Source organism: [Clostridium] symbiosum ATCC 14940 (assembly GCF_000466485.1).
Lineage (GTDB): Bacteria > Bacillota > Clostridia > Lachnospirales > Lachnospiraceae > Otoolea > Otoolea symbiosa.
This window is the reverse complement of sequence record NZ_KE992872.1, coordinates 1-20089: the sequence shown is the minus strand read 5'-3', so window position 1 is coordinate 20089 and position 20089 is coordinate 1. Positions and strand designations below refer to the sequence as shown.

Sequence of the window (20089 nt, the reverse complement as noted above, 5' to 3'; positions counted from 1 at the left end):
TTAAAAAAAGCTCTTTTGAGAATGAAAGCGAGGAGGATACGATGAAGAAAAGAAATCAGGGCATACTCAGGCAGGGGAAAGGGCTGACATCGGCAGTCCTGATAACCATCATGCTTTTAACCGGTTCTCTCCATGGGTTGGCAGCGACAAATGGGTTTACCTTTGAAGACTGGGATACCGTGTACAGCCGGGAATTTGATGGAAGGCGCAAGGAGAACCGCATGACAACTCCGGGAGAGGCAGAGCCGGAAAGGCTAGCAGCGGCATCCGGAAGTGAGATCCCTGCAACAAGTTCCATGGCGCTGTCGGCGGTGGGAAAAAGTTCGCTGGGAGATATCTGGGATAACTGGAACGGGGATTTTTCATTTTTAGACGGAACAGCCGGGGACGGTTCGGAAAAAAAACCGTATCAGATTAAAAATAAAAATCAGCTAATGGGTCTTGCCCAGCTTGCCGCAATGGGAATGCGGGTACAGCCGGGGGAGGGAAACGAAGAAATTATCGGCTCTTATGACGGTAAGCATTTCAGGTTGATGAGCAATATTGATTTGGGAGGAATGGAGTGGAATCCGATTGGATATTTCAGGGATTCCTCTGAGTTTTCCGGCGAGATTACAAATAAATTTTTCGGCAGTTTTGATGGAAACGGCAAAACTATTTCCAATTTCAGACTAAACCGAACTTCCTGGAACAAGGTTGGGTTCTTTGGGGCAATTGAAGATGCTGCGGTTAAAAATCTGACCCTGAAGCCCGGAAAGACAGTATGCGGCCAAAAAGAGGTTGCCATTCTGGCCGGCAGCGCAGTAAATTCAAAAATCACAGGCTGTACCGTATCCGGCAGCGTATCGGCATCCGGAACATCCGGCGGAATTACGGCTGTAATTGAGGGGAGCGGTCCGTCCCTGTCGGTAATCGAAAACTGCATATCCAACGTAACAATCGATGTCAACGGAGGAATCGATACATATGTCGGCGGGATTGCCGGGAAGGCGGCTGGCAGCAGTATTGTGGACTGCCGGGTTGAGACGGGGGATAACAGTACCTCCCGGATACAGGGCCGTAATGCAACGGTTGGAGGAATTGCCGGATTCCAGAATGCCTCTGATATTTATAACAGCTATGTATCCGGTACGATTGGCGGAAGCGGCTCCGGTATTGTCGGAGGAATTACGGGAAAGTATGCGTCAGGACGAATGAAGGTGGCACGCTTTGAGGGAATAATCGGCCAGTCGGGAACCGGAGCGGCCGGGCACAGGGGAACCTTTATAGGACATAGGGAGGCGGGGGATTATTTCCGCTATGGCGCGGATGTTGGATTTTTGTTTGCCGACATGGAGAGCAAAATTGCTTTTAACATATGTGGAAGCGGAATTCCGGATGACAATGAATATACGTATTCTGCAAATATTGGGTATTCCCATCCGGGCGATCCTTTCTATACCCTCGTACAGGGCGGAGTATCGAAAAATATATCGGATCAGTACTATTATGAGGTTCTGGAAAAAGGAATTTTATCGATTATTGATGAAGATCACGGCGGTGCCGGTGCAGATGAAGCCGGGTATTCAATCGACCATTTTGCCCCCAACGATGCAGGCCGCCCGACCAGAGGGTATTTAATTACGATTCCCCAGATAGATACAATATCATCAGGAACCTATTATTACGATGTGGCGATGCTGGAGGCGCGCGGAGACGGAAGTTATTACCGTGCGGTTAATAAGGGAAAAAGGGGGGCTGTTGCGCCGGGAAAGAGTGTCACGGTAACGACATCACCGAATAATACGGAAGAAGCTAAATTTCAGATGGACGGGGTTCCGACCTATACGGCAGTAGGAGGGGAGAAAGAGACAACTTATAGAAACGGCGGCGAATACACCTTCACCATGCCGGAGGAAAACACGGAGGTGAAAGCCGTGTATAAAAAAGTTGCGGCAAGGGTATCGGTTGTTCCTTCAAATTTTAATATCAGCGTTATACAGGAACGCACAGGCAATAGGAAAAATCCTGTGAAGACGACAAAGGTTCTGGATCACAACGGAAAGCTGATTGCCTCCTACATCAACGGAGCGCTTCAGCAGGGAACACAAATTCAGCCTGTCTTCATTCAGGCTGTTGTTGATACAAACAATGATGTGGCGGACAATTCTGTCAAATGGTCCGTGGATGATCCGGACCTGATTATACTTGCGGCAAATGACGATGAAGACAGGGAAGGGTTCACGAAAAAAAGTGCTTCTGTCTGTGTCAATCTGAATGCGTCCTTCTTTGATGATACAATCCGGAAACTGGAAAAAGAGCAGGCGGACAATGCTTACCGGTACCCGATTCCTGACACCATTTTCGGAGCCGGGCATCAGAACGGAGGCGTGGCCGTTCTGACGGCATCAACCAGACCGGCCGCCAGCTTTGAAGGAAAACCCTGTACCGGTAACTGCCGGATTAATGTCACCTTTCAGATAAAAGATAAAACTTATGTGGCAAATGAGGGGGCGGTCATTGATCAAGAGGAACTCCGGTTTACGGTGACAAGAAGACTAACGGGCGGCCGGAAGAAGCCCGAAGAAAGGATACTGGTAACACCGCCTCAAAACTTGACTGCCTCATTTTTCCCGGACTTTTTTGACAGGAAAGACATCACCTGGTCAGTGGACGATCCTGCCGTTGCTACCGTGGATGGAGAGAACCGGTCCGCCGGTGTCAGTGTCAGGAAAGATGCAAAATGGATTCAGGATATCATGGAGGCAGATGACGGCATCCGGACGAATGAGCCTTATGCAGTCCTTGAAGGCTCCGGCAGCAGGGAGGCGAAGGTAACGGTTACAGCGGACGATATGCTGGGAAACCGTCAGACAGCGAATTGCAATATTGTGATCAATTTTGTGACGGAGGATCAGACGGAGGTTTATGCGGAGGGAGTAATTACAGAGCCGCAAACCATGAATTTCGAACTGGAATGTACGAAAAGCGGTAAAAGAAGCAGCCCGGTAATTTCATGGACAGGTGACGGGGAAAAAAAGATAAAAGCAGTTGTGCTTCCGGAAATGGCCTTTAATAAGGCATGCCGTTTTGAGGTCAGCGACGATTCCCTGAAGCTGGACGGCGACGGAACGGTGACGGTTAACAGAAACGCAAAATGGATTCAGGATACGGATAAGACATATCCTTACACAGCCGTTCACACTGCGATTATTACAGCTACAACAGAGGATGGAGGATTCAAGGCAATCTGCAATGCCACAATCCGATATAAACTGTCTGATCTGACATATGGAGGCTCCGGCGGCAAGGGCGGCTCCTCCGGCGGTGGAAGCGGCTCCTCCTCAGGCGTAAGCCCGGGCGGAGACATCGGCCCTGCCGGAAATGGCCCGGCTGCAGGCACCTCGGCTCCGACCGGCAGCGTTGTCGGAACCTGGGTTAATACGGCAGACGGTTTATGGGCGTTTACAGCACACGGAAGAACGTATCACAACGAATGGGCCTATGTCCATAATCCATATGCAGGCAGAGAACAAAGCAGCACAGATTGGTTCCGCTTTGATGAAACCGGACATATGGTGAGCGGCTGGTATCCGGATACAGACGGAAATCTGTATTATCTGTGGCCGAAGTCCGATGGAACACAGGGACATATGGTGACAGGCTGGCAGTGGATTGCCGGAGCAGACGGTCTGGAACGCAGATACTATTTTAATCCGGAGCCGGATGGAACGAGAGGTGCGCTCTTGAAGAACACGACGTTACCGGATGGGAACCAGGTGAATGATAAGGGGGAATGGACGGTGGAAGGAGTGATTCAAGTCAGAGTTCCTGGTATTTCGGTATAAATAAGAATCAGGGAAAATTCTCAAAATAGAGAAGCTGCAGAGCAGTGTGGGTGTAACTCCCACTTTCCCATTTATCAACGCAGCAAAATCGATGCACATTGACAACTGAATAGAGATTACACGGTTGAATGATAGCAACAAATGATGGGCGGCTAATGGCACGGCGGCCGCCCCTAAAAACTATGGAGGAAACGATAAGGAAAATTTAAGATGAACCAGAGCGTTAAATGAAAGGCAGATAAAGTAAAAAGGAAAACATAATTGATTGTCATAGATGATAAAGCATGATAAAATAACCGTGTGTAAAAGCAAAGAAGACAGAGGATAGATTCCGATGCTCCTTCGGAAATGTACGAAGGAGGAAATGACCATCGCCCGAGAATCGAGTGCTGACGGAAATCCTCGTCCGGTTGTCCGTTGTGTGGATGCATATTACGAAGACTGCACATTTTATGTTGTTACATATGGAAAATCAAACAAAATGTTACAAATAGAGCAAAATGCGGAGGTTTCAGTTGCTCTCTCCTCGGAGATGTTTACTGCTATCGGAGTAGGTAAAAACCTTGGTTGGGTACTTGAGCCCCAAAACACTGAAATAAGAAAAAAACTTCGTTCAGCTTTTGCGGACTGGTATGATATGGCGAACAACGAAAATGATGAAAATTGCTGTATTTTAGCAATTTATCTTACAAAGGGGACCTTGAATATTAACCATTGGGAAAAATTATATCACCTGGACTTTGTGAAGAAGACGGATATGAAAGATGGGGGAATTTTCTAACAAGACTCTGAATTTCAGAAATTAATAATTAAATTTTAAGGTCATTTAGCATAATTCGCCTTATTAATATACAATGGGACTTTTAAGCGTTTTTTTTGCTTTCAGTCAACAAAAAAGCGTGTTGATTATAAATGAGAAGGAAAAAATAATATGATAAATAACAAATACAAAAAAATTGTTTCAATGTTTACCCCAACAATCATATCAGCAGAAAGGGTGTATGCGGAGATTTCTCTGAAGAGTTCCAATACTTAGCTAAATTCGTAGGCTTAGAATGTGAAGTATACACACCTTCATATTTACATCAGGCTTGTTTATTAAAAATTAATGGTCAATGGTTTGCAACCGACCCGACCGGTACAGATCCTTTTCTATCTAACGGGAAAGCATATCCAGTGGATTATGAAACAGAAAAGAATCGGTATGCATTGGAATCGGATGCTAAACGATGAAAAGCAAATGTGTGAGATTTTAAAGTCAATGTGGTAAAATAGCTGTAGAAAAATGTCAAGACATATGATAAATTATTAAAGGGAATAACCGTGTTACAGGGTGGTTGGCCTTCATCTTACATAGGATGGAGGTGATGCAGATGAAATTTGACTTCAAGGATTTGATGACATTTGGACTTTTCATCTTGGCATTGCTAACGTTCGTTTTTACGTTCGCTAGATAAATGCTTTAAACCATAGAAAAACCACCCTCTAAACTTTGGCGAGTTAGGGTGGATTTTCTACTCAAATATCTGGCCAACCACTTTGTGGGCGGTTATTCCTTTTGTATGTATATTATAACTCAATTGATGTTATGATTCAAGAATAAGTTTTTATTATAGAATAATTTTTAATGCCTTCAACCGGCGCTCTGAAAAGAACGTGGGTTGAAGGCATTTTTTGTTTGAGGTAATTAGGAGAAGAAAAAAGATGAAAAAAGTTAGTATGTGGAAAGAGAGAGGAAAGAGAGCAACGTCATTGTTTTTGTCAGTCATGTTGTGCCTTATGACATTTTTTCCCTACCTGTCGTCATTACAGGTGCAGGCCGCGGAAAAGGATACAGTAACATTAACCACCGCGCATGGCGATTTTGGTGGCACTCATAAGCTTTATTGTATCGACAAAGGAGGGCTTGCCATTTGGGGAATTGCTGATGATGGAGATGTATACAAGAAGCATAGGCCGTCAGAAGCAGAAGTACCTTTGTCGAAAAAAGAACAAGAGTACATATTTTGGGGAATTCTAACTCTTCAAGCATCATTAGGGGTTAAGAAAGCAAATAGTATCATTAACATAATTAATTCTAATGCTCCAGCGCAAGGAAAAATTCAAATAAGAAAGTATGTAACAGAGGAAGATTTAAAGGCGTTGATTTATAGCTTTAGCGTCCGAGATAAGTATTCATGGCTGGAATATGTTGCTGCTCATACCGAGGAGTATTTGAAGATGGGAGGACTCCTTGGTGGCAGTGGTGGTTCCACTCAAAGCGGGAAAAAAGTTCCTGATATAATTGCCGACAGCACCTCTCTTACAACCGCCTATCAAATCAACCGTTCTGATTTTACTATACACTTTGATGCGGGTGGAGCTGATGCAGATTTTATTCAAAAGGTTCCAATTGTATTCTCAAATGACAATGGTGCAACATATAAACCAGAGCCGACAGATGGATGGAGCTATACAAAGACATCAAACAGCATTACCTTTTCAAATCCAAACCCTCAACCTCCCAAAGCATTAATTAAATTTGAAGTAGAAGGAACGGAGTATGCCAGCACGGGCGGTGCTTATGTATCAGAAGAAGCTCTATTTGATGAGTGTCTACAAATATGGGAATGTATTACCTGTTCGGGAAGACATGGTGGGGGAACTCCTCCATCCACTCCACCTTGGCAACATCAACGAATGGTTTGGCTGGAAATTGATACTGTACCAATAGTGTTTTACGCTGCCCTTGCTGGCGAACCGGCTGTTAGTGCGGCTGGAGGAGGAATCACTTTCCAGGTTTTTCGCCATGAGGAAGAGTTTAAATCCACGTATAACACACAGCTTTATAAATATGATTATGAAACCGGACAGCCGCTGGAAAATGCGAGATTTGTCCTATTTGAGCGGTTTGATGATAGAGGAGAAATTGACACCGAAAAAGATGGCCCGGTACATATTTACGAAGGAGGAGAACCGTACGCCAGCTATCACAAGGATAACCCTGTCATTTGGTCCGGCTTTCGGAATGTTGGTTCTGTGGTGACAGATGCAAACGGACATGCAGCACAGACAATAAACCACGGCTATCACTATGACAAGACATTCTGTGATGGTCATCCGGCTCCCACCTTTGTTCCGGTACCCGAACCAGAAATCGAGGAAGAGGAGGAGGTAACGGCTTTTGCGGAGGATGATGACGGGGGCGGCGGGATTTTAAACGCAGAGGAAATTGAAGCAGCCAAAACAGTGAACCGGGAATTAGCCCAGGCATGGCTTGACTGTGTGTCAGACTGTGAAGAACAGGCCTCCGGGGCTTTTGAGGGAGTACATTTCCATTGGCTGATGTCCGATGTAGACCAGGGGGAAATTACAAACATTGCAAGTTCAGGCGGAGACGAGGGCAGCACTCCGGACGGTGGAAATACAACAGAGCCGGATTCCGACACAGCATATGAAGAATCAGGCTGCTATCAGGACATGCAAGAAACATATGAGAAGTTTATATCCTTGAAATACAGTTACGCCTATACGGAGTTTCAGGCAAGGGATGGTTATATCCGGCACGATCTTCATGCTGACGATCTCCCGGTGGAAATTATTACAACCGATTCATCGGAGGCCGGTGCAAATGCATTTTTTGCCGGCGGGTACAGTAAAAAAGAAACGCTGGAAAGCGGAGCAGCCGGCTATTCTAATCGAACTGCTGTAACAGAGAAAACGGAAGAAAAGAAAGAGGTCGAACCGATTCGTAAGAATGTGGCGAAGCAGCTTTTTCAGGAAGCTGCAACGACTGTCCAGGACATTGTGACGTATCTTACGCCTGAAGCTATAACAGATGAAAACGAAATTGAGTCAGCAGAAGAGCAGGAGAAAAAAACTTCCAATAGAAAATTTGCACCGTCTAACCCCGTATTTCAGTTTATTGATGAAGATGAGAAAAATGATATACAGGCAGCTACACCATCACAGGCAGCTACACCATCACAGGCAGCTACACCATCGGAGGCAGCCACCCCTTCAGAAGCAGTCACCCCTTCAGAAGCAGCATTTCAATGGTACCATGCGGCATCTTCATTCAGAAATCCCAACGTCAGGGAAATGGAGACAATGAGGCGGGATCTGTTTTGGCCGGCTTATGAGGAGGCACTGGCCGCAGAGAGCAGTGGAGCCGGCACGGATTATGGGCCGGATGGTAATTACAGTCACTGCAATAATGCAGATAGGGAAGGAAATGCCTGGAGGATTTACGATCACCGGACAGAAGGGGAATTTCATATTAACAAAAAGGATATTGATTTGGCTTCCGGTGAATCATCTAATTACAGCGCATATGGGGATGCTCAGGGGGACGGAACGCTGGAAGGAGCGGTCTACGGTTTGTTTGCAGCGGAAGATATTTCCCATCCGGACGGAAAGACGGGAGTGGTTTACCGGGCAAACAACCTGGTTGCGATCGCAGCAACGGATAAAAACGGAGATGCCTCTTTTCTTGCCATCACGGAAGCGCCGGGTCGGGCCTATGATTATCAAATGGGAGCTGTCGTTGACACCGGCGACGGGTGGAGGGAGAAAGCGCCAAAGAATCTCTACCGGTCGGAGCGCTCTTATGATGATTATTCAGAGGACGGCCAGTACCGGAGACAATATACAGACAATGAAGCGAATAATGGAAATTGCTGGATCGGCCGGCCCCTTCTGATGGGGGACTATTATGTCAAAGAGCTGTCCCGTTCCGAAGGATATGAGCTGTCAATCGGAAACCGGGCCAATGATATAACAAATTTCGGACAGGATTTAGAGGTAAAGGCCCCGGAAGAATCGAAAGGGCATGCAGTGGTTACACAGCAGCTGTTTGCCGATGAGCAGACATCCGATGATGGAACCGGAGCCAGGCCGAATGACTTGTACTTTGCGGCCCGTTCAAAAGATACGAAGGAGCAGAAATATGATATTGTCCTGTCCGGCCTTCCGAAAGGCGCTGAGTTCTATCGCAGAGAGGAAGGAACCAGACAGATTGAGGTACAGGTGGGAACCGGAACGTATGAAAAAGTCCTGTTGACCAATCCGGATGGAAGTCCCCGGTATATCCGCGCAGAAAACGATCACCAATATTTGAAATATAATCCGGATGGAAGTCCAATGATGAAAGAGGTGCCAATAAATTATGTGGCCGAACGGTTCCGGCAGGTTACGGTCCGGCCACTGGACAAAGCTCTTATACAGGCCGTTCTAAATAAGGCCGATGGGGGAATGACGGAAGACGAAAATCAGTCGATGCTAGTTGAAACATTTACTTCCGGAAATCTTTTATTTGTGAAAGGGAAAGTGGAAAAGGCACTGAGAAAAAACGGGAAGTCAACGCCGGGAAGACCCCTGCCGGGCGGAGGCTATCGTTATTCCACGATCGATACCGGTGAGTTTGATACCGGGGTGCGGCAAGGAGAGGAGGATCGGTACGGATTGTCTGGAGTGACTCCGGGGAGCCAGGCTGCATATACGGTTTACGGTTCCCCTGTGCGGCGGGTCGCCATTGCAGGCCAAAGGCCGGATGGAACCGCCCTTACCGTGGGTGATGCCATACTTTCAATCCTGAACTATTACGACAACAATCCGTTTTACAGCTATGGAGGAATCGATGCAGTTGAGGCGTCTGGCTTTGATTACATATTCACCGTGTATGCCGGTGTCGTTGGAAAGCCGGAAAACTTTATGGTTTTAGGAAATGATCCGGTGGCGGACAGTATTATTTATCATGCAGTGCCCCATATTCCGGGTGACAGTTCACTGCCGCCGAGATACATTTATGCGGCATATTCCAATAATCCGGATTACGCAGCGTTTGGTACGTATGAAGATTACCGGGAGGGGGCCGGCGGTTCTGCGGCCCTTGGAAGCGCCACTCTGATAACCGATGCCGTTGCGGATCGAGACGGGAACCTACAATCAAAAACAGTAAAAGAAAATGTCTATTATCAGAGCGGGGAATTAGTGCGGGACAGCAGCGGAGCATTGATCCGGGCGTTTGAGTACCGGGAAGTCACAAGCACAAAGCTGCAGGAGGTACAAGATGTTAAGTGGCAAAAGGTACCGGCAGAGCGGATGGCGGATGGAACGTATGTCCTTCCGGTAAATGCAGCTTATACCGATTCCTACGGGACTGCACATACGAACGCCGGTCATGACCAGACAATAGAATTCAAGGCTGTTCTGAAGGAAAAAGAGGTAATTTTATCAGCGGCAGACGTTTCCGTTTTAGGAGCCGGTTTTGTTGCCGGACGTCCGATGAACAGCGCAAGCTACTATGTGCATGTAAAGCAAGCCAGAGCAAAAGCATACCTGGATTATCAAAATATGAACCTGGTGGGAGATAACACCTACGTGCTTCTTACAAGTCTGGCCTATCCCGGACAAGAAAAGCTTTATCAGGATGGCGGAACAAGGGAGCAGCCGGCCCAGGTATTTGAACGGGCAATCCGCCAGAAGATTAAAATTGTGAAAGATATTCAGACAACGCCGGAAGGAACTTATGCGCACAATACCAATGCCGATGCAGGCCATCAGGACCGTTTCACAGACGGGCCGGGAGGAAGGGCGGAAAACGCATCAAAACTTCCGAATTTCCGTTTTAAACTATATCTAAAATCAAATCTGGAAAGACTGTACCGGGATGAAGCTGGAGGAATAGTGTGGCTCGATCGGAATGGAAACGAGGCAGATATAACAAATTACCGAAAAGCTTATCCGGTAAAAGAACCGTATGCCGGTGTGCAAAAATTCTACACGAAAGTGCCGCACAAGGAAAATTCCCTGACCGCGGGTTCTATCAATAACAATGTATGGAAAGAAGCCGTCACCGTGAATGAAAGCCTGTATCCTTATGAGGAGAACAAAATGATCGGGGAAAATCAGAACCCGGGTTATACCAGACTGCTTGAAACGACAACCAGGACAATGGAGGATGGGGACGGTCAAACGAGAGAGGTGGAAAATTACAATTATGATAAGTTTTTTGATGCTCTCCAGACTGCCAATCATGATAAATGGGACAGGAAGGATAACGCAAGCACCTCCCATAAGCCATTTGCCTTCATCCGGGAATTAATATTCGGGACAGCCGGCGGGGAAAAAGCATACCCGGCAGTTCACAATAATTCAGAGACGGAGAACCGGGTGAATACATCTGAACCGGCCAGGGAGAATGCAAAGCGCTCTGATGCGGTCCGCCAGTTCGCCATTACATGGTATCTGGATGGTGAAGTGAAAAAGATAACGGAGGATAACGGAGGCGGAGAGAGCCAGGCGGCCGGAGCCGGTGAAACCTATCAGGAGGAAATTTATGATAAGGCGCTGCTGCAGGCCATTTTGAAAGCAGAAAATTACCTGAAGCCGTTTTTTACTTATGATTTGGACGAAATCTATTCGATTGCCTGGGACAGCGAGACAGATGGGGGAAGCGACAAAGATCGGACCACCCTGGCGGCCGATACACTCCGGAAAACAGCCGGAAACGGCCTTGAAACATCGAAGGACGGATATTTCTATGGTGTGTCGAAATATCTGCCATATGGGGCGTATATTGCGGTGGAGCAGCAGCCGTACAGCGCCGGACTGGGAGACTTTTACAATAAACATTATAAGACAGATAAACCGAAGGAAATCGTTCTTCCGGCTCTCTATGAAGACGGCGGCAATGTGGTATCACCGGAAAAACTTTGTGATATATATCAATACACCGGTACGGATACGCCGGAAAATTTACAAAAGAAATACCTAATCAGGATGAACGAAGAGTGGTCGGCTGCGCATACAGGCGATTTGAGAGACTATGTGATACGGGCACACAATCGTGACGGAGATTTTGAAGTATATAAATATGGGCTGGCTGCAGATAAGCTGACGGGAAAAATAGCCTATCCGGGCGGCGATTACAGTTATCAGGGATTTACAGTCACTCAGGAAGCATTCGATCCATACAAGGATGTTTACGAATGTGAGAACATAGCCAGTGATTACCGGAGCAATCAGAAAGTAGAAAAATATTATCACTACGCATCGCTTTCTGAACAGGCTGGAACAGCCGATGATGTATTCTTTCTGCATGGTCCGGCCGATGATGACAACAATCCGTCCGGTTTTTATTTCAAGGATGGAGTAAAAACCATCACCGGCGTACGAACCGGATATGACGGCCTTTATTTTGCTGCGCTGGTTCCATGGTCAGTGACAGAGCCGGCAGATGCCGAAGAGTACAGTGCGGCCGCATTTTCCGGTTACGCAGATGGAAAATACCGCAATACGTTCTATACTTCCCGGCTCAGGATAGAAAAACTGGATTCCGAGACAGGGGAAAATATTCTGCATGACAGTGCAATATTTGCCCTTTACAGTGCAGACCGTGAAGATGCCGGAAACAGCAACGGCCGGGTGAAATTCTATGAACAGGATACGGTAATTTCCGGGAGTAAAGAATTTTTGGAGGCGATGGGAGCGAATAATATCACACCTTTTGCCAGACCTTCGCTTCCCTGGCAGGTTCCCTATAACGGAAAATATTATGGGACCGTCCCCGCCGGCACGCCAGTCTGTAAGGAATCGGAGATGATTATTATGACCGATGCGTCAGGTGAAAAGACAGGGCAATTTAAGGCTTATACCACCACGAAAGACAGAGGAAAAGCAAACGGCAGCCAAAATGTAGGATATCTGGAGACACCGCAGCCTTTAGGAGCCGGCTGCTATGTGCTTTGTGAGATTAAAGCGCCGGCCGGTTACGTCCGGAGCAAGCCGGCTGCAATTGAAATTTACTCCGACGAAGTTAATTATTACTTAGACGGGGAACGGGATAACCGGGTGGCAGCGGCGCTTTATGAGGAAGCAGTTACCGGAACACTCGATACCGGAGATGTGGCGAGGCTGTATCTGAACAATACTCCGATCCGCCTGGAAATGACGAAAGCGAAACCGGATGAGGATAAGGTGAAATATGAATTGAACGGCCGCCTGGAGGGCAGTATTACGGAGCTGAAGGGCCGGTATGGTTTGGAGAACCTGGAATTGGCCTGCAACAGTTCCGGGTCGTATCTGGGTTATGGCTGGAAGAAGGGGTTTCTGGATGCGCTGAAGGCAAAACAGGCCGCCGGTGAGAAAATTGAGATTTTATATGAAGATGGCGTTTTCACCGGGAAAGCATGGCTGGAAAAGCAGTTGAATACGGCCGGTGACATGAACCGATATCTTCCGGGTGCGGTGATGACGCTCTATGATGCCATTGAGGTGAAAGTAAACGGAGACAGTGAAGATTTCCAGTTTGACGGTGTGAATGTAGAGCGGGATCGGTATGGAAATGTGATGAATATGTATGTGCAAAAAGGGTTCGCCGGGACACAGATTAAATTCGTGCTTGATAAGACAGAGCCGGGCAGTGACGGACTCACGGATTTTGAGCATTACACCTATAACGATCAGGAGGATGACAAGGGAGAGGGCACCTGGAGCTATAAAACCGTAGAACGGGAAAATACGGATATTCTTTACTATGATCTGGGCGGCCTGGAGGTGTTGACGGAGGAAAAAGGCATTCAGTACGGTTATGACAAAAATGCGCGGAAGATACAGGCTAAAAATGGCGAACCAATCTATGGATTAAAAAACGGAACACCGTTTTTAGAGATTATCTGCCCCAATTATGAGGAACTAAAATATAACGAAAAGGATCACGTTTTTGAAAAGGTTCCGGCGGGGACAGAAATGTTTCACCTGGATGCAGACAAGAACCGGGACAGCCGGACTGCGCCGTACACAGGGATGGCATATGTGGAGGCGGATGACGGGAGGATTATGGTGTGGCCGGTCAGGATTTCAAAAGATGAATACGGCAATGTCATTGCCAGAGAAAAGATTACGACCAGCCGTATTGCCACCATAAACGCCGATACAAAAGACGAGTTTACAATCGGAACCTATAAGGACGGCGCGTTCCGTAAAGTGATGAATCCAGTGTTGAATGGTCACGGACAGCCCGATTACTATCAGAAGTCGGAAGAGCTGTACTCAAAGGGCAGTCCCGTCTATGACCGCGACGGGGATTATGTCCGGTACCGGTATGACGATAAATTGAAAGCCTACAATGACAATGCCTGGAGGATTGAAACAAACCGGGATTTACTGGATATCGGCGCAGAACCGGAACAGGCGGGGGACGACCGGCCGCTGAACCGCCGCCAGGGAGAGAGTTATATTATTCCCAATACCTGGACAACAGGGGAAGCGGCCCCGGACGATCCGTTCCGAAGTGATATGACAGACGGACAGGTGGATGTACTCAAACGCGTACCGGCGGGGCTCTACATTCTGGAGGAATTGAAAGCTCCCAAAGGCTATGTAAAGGCAATGCCTAAAGGACTGGCGGTTGAGGACGGTTCTGAAATCCAGAAGGTGAAGATGACCGACCGGCCTGTCAGCGGATACTTTGAAAAGCTGGATGCCCCGGAGTCTTTCCGTGTCAGGGTCATTGACAAGGATCAGGTCCTGGAAGAAACGCAGTTCAGGACAGAAGGAAAAGCCGGTTTTTCATACGGCTGCGTGGCAGGGGCCGGACTGGCCCTGTACCGTGCCAGACGGACCGGGCCTGAAGGCATTGGCAATCAGTCTTCCGGATACCGTCTGGAAAAGGCGGAAGAAACGCCTGCAAGCTGGACGGCACTCGATGAACAGAACCGGGAACAGACGTTTACAGCCCAATGGGTGACAGGCGCGGCGCCCCTATATCTGGAGGCCATCCCGAAAGGCTTATATATCCTGGAGGAGACGGATACTCCGTCCGGTTATGTCGCTTCGTCGATGGGAATTGAGATCCGGGAGAATGAGGGGCTGCAATACTTTGTACTTCCGAACGATCATACGAAATTGGAAATTTACAAGTACTTAGAGACGGACGGCGGCAGACTTCCGGTTGCCAACAGCAATCCCGCAGAATTTGCCCTTTACGATGCGGAAAATAACCTGGCAGACGAGTGGACAACCGATGACTGCCGCGAATATACTTCGGTTGTCGACACATCAGGATACAGGAAGACGGGGATTTCCGATACAATCAGAAAATTCTTTAACCCGGGCAGGCAATTGTCGCCCAGCGGTTTTACCTATAATTATGAGAAAATGTTCAGCCGATATGGAACCGGATTTGACAGCCTGTCGTGGGAGACGGAGCGTCTGGCAGTGAGAGCTTCCGCTTCGGACAGAGTGTTCCGGACATCGGACGGTTTTAAGATCATTTTGGAGGAGGACACTCTGATTTTCCAGGAGGGCATGGAACCGCTGGACAGGGAGGGCTTTATCAGTAGCTATTCAAATGATGAGAATGCCCTGACGGTTAGATGGCTGGCACAGAGATCGGCAAAGCGTATATCCTCCGAGAATACGCAGAAGAACGAATCAGTGCGGCAGATATGGGAGACAGATACAGGAAAACAGATTTTGATATGCGCAGGGAAGAACATGACACCGGAGGGAACGGGAGGATATGTTTATGATTATAAGTTTAACTATAAAAAGCTGGAATCCGGACATTTTCCCAATGCGGTGAGCTATGACACCCCTTCGGGAAACCACCGGTTCGACTATATACCGCGCGGCCGCTACAGGTTGGCGGAACAGAAGGCTCCGGACGGATTTGAGAAGGCGGAGGACAGAATCCTTGACGTGGAAGAGACAGCGGACATCCAGCTATACTCCGTAAAGAACAAGCCACTCTATCTTTATATTGATAAGGTTTCTGAAGACGGAAAAAGTCTGGCGGGAGCAGAACTGGCCCTGTATCGTTCGGACAGCAGCGGGAATTTCATAAAGGAAAACCAATACCTGGAAGATACCTGGATTTCGGGGGAAGAGGGCTTCTATACGATGAAGGATTACTACGATGGAACGATACCGGATGGGTTTCTGGCCGGGGAGATGAAGCCGCGCCGGATTGGTTTCCTTACGGAGGGGATTTACTATTTAGCAGAGCATAGAGCGCCGGAAGGCTTTGCACGGATGGAACCGCAGAGAATAGAAATCCCCGGAGACAGGACGGAGAATGGAATCCTGCGCGTTACCGCCAGGAACCGCCTGAAGAAAGGGAAAATAAGGATAGAGAAAGAGGCATCGGACAGTGGAAAAGAACTTCCGGGAGCAAAGTTTGAAGTGAAAAACTGTAATACGGGAGAGATTTATTCCATTGTAACCGACGAAAAAGGATGCGCAGAACTGACCGGGCTGAGGACAGGGGAAGTAAGAGACGGAAAATGGATTCCGGATAAATACACCATAAGGGAGCTGGCTGCTCCGGAGAAATATGCTCTGTCACCGACGATACAAACCTTCTATTTCGACGGCAAGGAAGACGGGGAGACACTCGCTTTCAATTGGCAGGTGAAAAATGAGCCGACTGACATCGGCATATCCAAGTCGGATTTTTATACCGGCGAATTTGTTGCAGGAGCGAGGCTGGCTATTTACCAGGCGGCCGAAGAGGACGGAAAATACATTCCGTTTGGCGAACCATGCGAAGAGTGGGTTTCCGACGGGACGAGACACAGAGTCAGAGGAAAATTGACGGCCGGAGGCGTTTACTTCCTGAAAGAGCTTAAAAGCCCTGCCGGGTATCTGAAGGCGGAGCCTGTTCTGTTTGTTCTCTCGGACGACGGCAGGAAAATCAGCAGTATCCATGAACAGGAGCGTTCGGTAAACCTTAAGACGGCCGAGCTTTTTCAGGATGCGGTGGAGGAAGTATCTATTCAGGGAAGAAAAGCGGTGAAGACAGAGGTCTGGCTTACCCGGATTGGGACAGAGAAAACGATAGTGGTCCCCTCTTATCAGACTGCGCCCCTGACGGCAGCCGACGGCATTGAGCAGGATGCCCTGTATGAGGAAAAAGAAATTACTTTCTTTACCGATCAGAATTCCAGAATCACCCGGCGTCTGGTATTCAGAATGAATCTGGATGCAGCTGGGGAATACAGGCCAAGTCTTAGGACGGCAGAAAAGACGGTCCTGAAGGCTGAGACATCAAGCGGAGGGCTGCTTGAGGAATGGGAGGTTGAAAACAGAGAGGGATTCGGGTACCGGCACATCATCTGCAACCCTGAATACGAAGAAAAGAACAATATCAAAACCGTGGGTGATAACGGAAAATATGGAGCGGCAGTCATGCCGGATACGGTTATTAAATACGAAATTACCTGCAAAAATACGAAGAAAGAGAAAAGGGACATCAAAGTTACGGCATGTTTGGATCCCCAGACTGAGTTTATGCCCGCTAATTCTGAACCGGAGTGGAGGGAAGATGAGCAAAGCGCCGTCGGGATGACATTAAAGGGAGTTCTTCCAGGAGAAGAAAGAAAAATCATTCTGACCGCAGCGGTGAAAAAGGAGGCAAAAGAGAAAATCGTTTGCAGGGCACAGATAGACAATGCCGCATTCTTACAGGAAAACCCGGTTGCGGGGGAAGGAAGCCTTTCTGTGGTGAGCTGTCTGTCGGGAACTGCGGCCGGGCAGCTTGAAGGCCGGGAATGGCAGTACAGGCTGGAGTTGTGTGATGAGACGGGTATGCAGTTAAAAGGCAGCTTTCCTTATACCGGCGACAGAGAGGGGGTATTCAAAAGCGGCGGAGTTCTCACGCTGGGAGGCGGTGAACACGTGGTGCTCACCGGCATCCCATGGAATACAAGATACCATGTGGAAGAAATTACGGAGGCGGAACCAGACGGCAGAGCCGAATTTAACACAGAAGGAACAACCGGGCGGAAAGCGGTAAGCGCGGTATTCCTGTATAAAATGAATGATGGCTCTGTCAGAGAGCTGTTAAAAAAGGGAGACGCCTTCCATTTGACAGAGGTAACCTGTTATTCGGACGGAGAAGAGCTTGTCACAGGAAAGACAACATTTCTGCTGGATGAATCCGCCTCGGCAGACGGGCTGGATATGAAAGATCAGCCGGTCCGTGTTCTCTTTGGCAAAACGGAGGTGAATGGTGTGGACGAGCTTCCCGGCGCCCATTTTCAATTGAAGAATGAGAGCGGGACAATCCTTGATGAGTGGATATCCGACGGACAGCTGCATGAGACATCGGCTTTACTGGAACCGGGAAAGACCTACTGCCTGACTGAAATAAGTCCGCCGAAGGGATATTTAAGGGCAGAGGATCTCTTTTTTACGGTTTCTGAAGACGGCGCCGATACATTAATCAGAGTGAGTGACAGGCCCACCAGGGTGGATGTCTCTAAAATCAGCGCAGAGACAAAAGAAGGGCTGTCAGGAGCAGAGCTGGAAATTACCGATGAAAGCGGCATCCGGATAGAAAAGTGGGTGTCGGATGGAACCGCCCATGTGCTGAAAGGGAAACTGGAGGCCGGTAAAACCTATATTCTGCGGGAAATTACCGCGCCTGCCGGGTACAGAACGGCGGAACCGGTGACCTTCACAGTGTCAGAAGACGGCAGCATGGATCAGGTCGTAATGATGGACGTTCCCACCAGTGTTTTAATAGAAAAGATTGGCCTGGAGGCGGATGGAACGACGGAGACGGGCTTTCTGGGAGGCGCGTTAATACGGATTGAGGATAGGAGAGGACGAGAAGTATACCGGTTCCTCAGCCGGGATGACGCTGCGCATGAGGTCACGGGGATCCTGAAGGAGGGAGAGACTTACACGGCTATAGAGGAGGAAGCGCCATATGGCTATGAGAGGGCGGAGCCTGTGAAATTTACGGTTTCTGCCGGAGAAGAGAAGATTACGGTCAGGATGAAAGACAGAAAGAAGCCTGAAAATCCGCCGGATAAAACCGGTAAGGACAGTGATTTGACTGTAATCCTCCATAAATACGACGGGGTCACGATGAAAGGCCTGCCCGGAGCCGAATTTGCCATCTATCACGGGGACGGCCGTTTCTTAAAAAATGTATCCACAGGAGACGGAGGACGTGTGCGGCTCGAACTGCCCGGGCCGGGAACCTATATTGCGATGGAAATAAAAGCACCACAGGGATACGGCCCTTCCCCGGACGAATATCAATTTACCGTAACAGGAAACGAGGGCACAGTAAAAGAAATTCAGATTCCGAATTACCCGCTGTCAGAAAAGGCTGGTTTAATTACGGTTCATTATGACAGAAATCTGAAAGGGACAGGAAATATATTCCTTAAGAGGAAACGGCTTTCTCCGCTGGCTCCGGCCGGAGACAGCGGCGGACGGGCCGGGGAGCTGATTCTGGCAGTTCTCCTTTTATGCGGAACAATTATGCTGTGGTCAAGGAGAAACAAAAGAAGCAGGGAGGATAAAAAAGAATGAGAAAAAGGACAGGTAAAAAGATATTTTCTGCAATAGCAGCCTGTCTGCTTGCCGTGACGGGGAATTTCCCCGCCATGGCGGCAGAGATAAAAAAGGTCAGGCTCAGGCTTACGGCCGAAGACTTCGATGAAAGCGGAAGGCCGGAGGCAGAGTTTCAGACAGACAGTGAGGCTTACGAAGTCAGCGGCATTGAAAAAAATGAGGAGGATATTTATGAGGTGGAACTGACGGCACTAGAGGGAAATGAATTTGCGGTTATGACCCAGTCGGATATCAGGCTGACCGGCATCAGGGCGTCGTGCAGCAAGGCAGTCAGAAAGAACGGAAGAGGGACGCTGAGCCTGTCCGTCAAAGCGGAAGGACTCTGCGATGTAACCGGAGAAATCGGGAATGCCCGGTTTCGGGAAACAATGGCAGAATGGGACAAAGCAGACAATGCATATGCCTATATGGTTCTTCTTTACAGAAATTCAAAACGGATAGGCCATCCCCATAAAACCCAGGGAACCACCTATGATTTTTCACCGCTGATGCGGGAACGCGGAATTTATCATTATAAGGTTTATCCCCTTTCCATCAATGATAAAAAGGGGATTCCGGTGGAATCGGAATGGCTGTCCCTGGACGAAGACAAGGCCGGTAAGAACCGTATGGAATACGCAGACAGGGATGAGAACCAAAGCGGCTGGGAGCTTTGTGAGGAGGGATGGAGATACTGGCTGAAGGATGGGACATTTCCTCAGGATAACTGGATGTATCTGGATGAAAACTGGTATTATTTTGACGCAGACGGTTATATGGCGGCAGACAGAACAGCTATGAAAGAGGGACGGCTTTGCTGGCTGGATTCCTCCGGACTGCTCAGTGAGGGGGAGGAGGTCCCAGACGAGTCATAAGGCTATTGGTCACAGGAACATGGGGATTTAACTGAGGTTTGGAGGACGCGTCCGGAA

The 20089-nt window shown here is 48.3% G+C and carries 4 protein-coding genes; all 4 read left to right on the top strand.

The features are described from left to right. Window positions 1-41 precede the first annotated feature (41 nt). Window positions 42-3827 carry a hypothetical protein gene (locus CLOSYM_RS07780; RefSeq protein WP_021641688.1) on the top strand — a complete coding sequence of 1262 codons (3786 nt, stop codon included), beginning with the start codon at window positions 42-44 and terminating at the stop codon, window positions 3825-3827. 364 nt (window positions 3828-4191) lie between these two features. Further along, window positions 4192-4608, top strand: a complete 417-nt coding sequence (locus CLOSYM_RS07775; RefSeq protein ID WP_003499069.1) for a hypothetical protein — start codon at window positions 4192-4194, stop codon at window positions 4606-4608. A gap of 923 nt (window positions 4609-5531) precedes the next feature. Next, window positions 5532-19136 (top strand): SpaA isopeptide-forming pilin-related protein, encoded by a 13605-nt coding sequence (locus CLOSYM_RS07770; protein WP_021641684.1) that lies wholly within the window; start codon window positions 5532-5534, stop codon window positions 19134-19136. After that, window positions 19133-20032, top strand: a complete 900-nt coding sequence (locus CLOSYM_RS07765) for a cell wall-binding repeat protein (protein WP_021641683.1) — start codon at window positions 19133-19135, stop codon at window positions 20030-20032. Before CLOSYM_RS07770 ends, CLOSYM_RS07765 begins: the two co-directional genes overlap by 4 nt. The last annotated feature ends 57 nt before the right edge of the window (window positions 20033-20089 follow it).

Excerpts from the sequence above, each read along its gene's own strand:
- CLOSYM_RS07765 (WP_021641683.1), top strand. The coding sequence starts at position 19,133 with ATGAGAAAAAGGACAGGTAAAAAGATATTTTCTGCAATAGCAGCCTGT.
- CLOSYM_RS07775 (WP_003499069.1), top strand. The coding sequence starts at position 4,192 with ATGACCATCGCCCGAGAATCGAGTGCTGACGGAAATCCTCGTCCGGTT.
- CLOSYM_RS07780 (WP_021641688.1), top strand. The coding sequence starts at position 42 with ATGAAGAAAAGAAATCAGGGCATACTCAGGCAGGGGAAAGGGCTGACA.
- CLOSYM_RS07770 (WP_021641684.1), top strand. The coding sequence starts at position 5,532 with ATGAAAAAAGTTAGTATGTGGAAAGAGAGAGGAAAGAGAGCAACGTCA.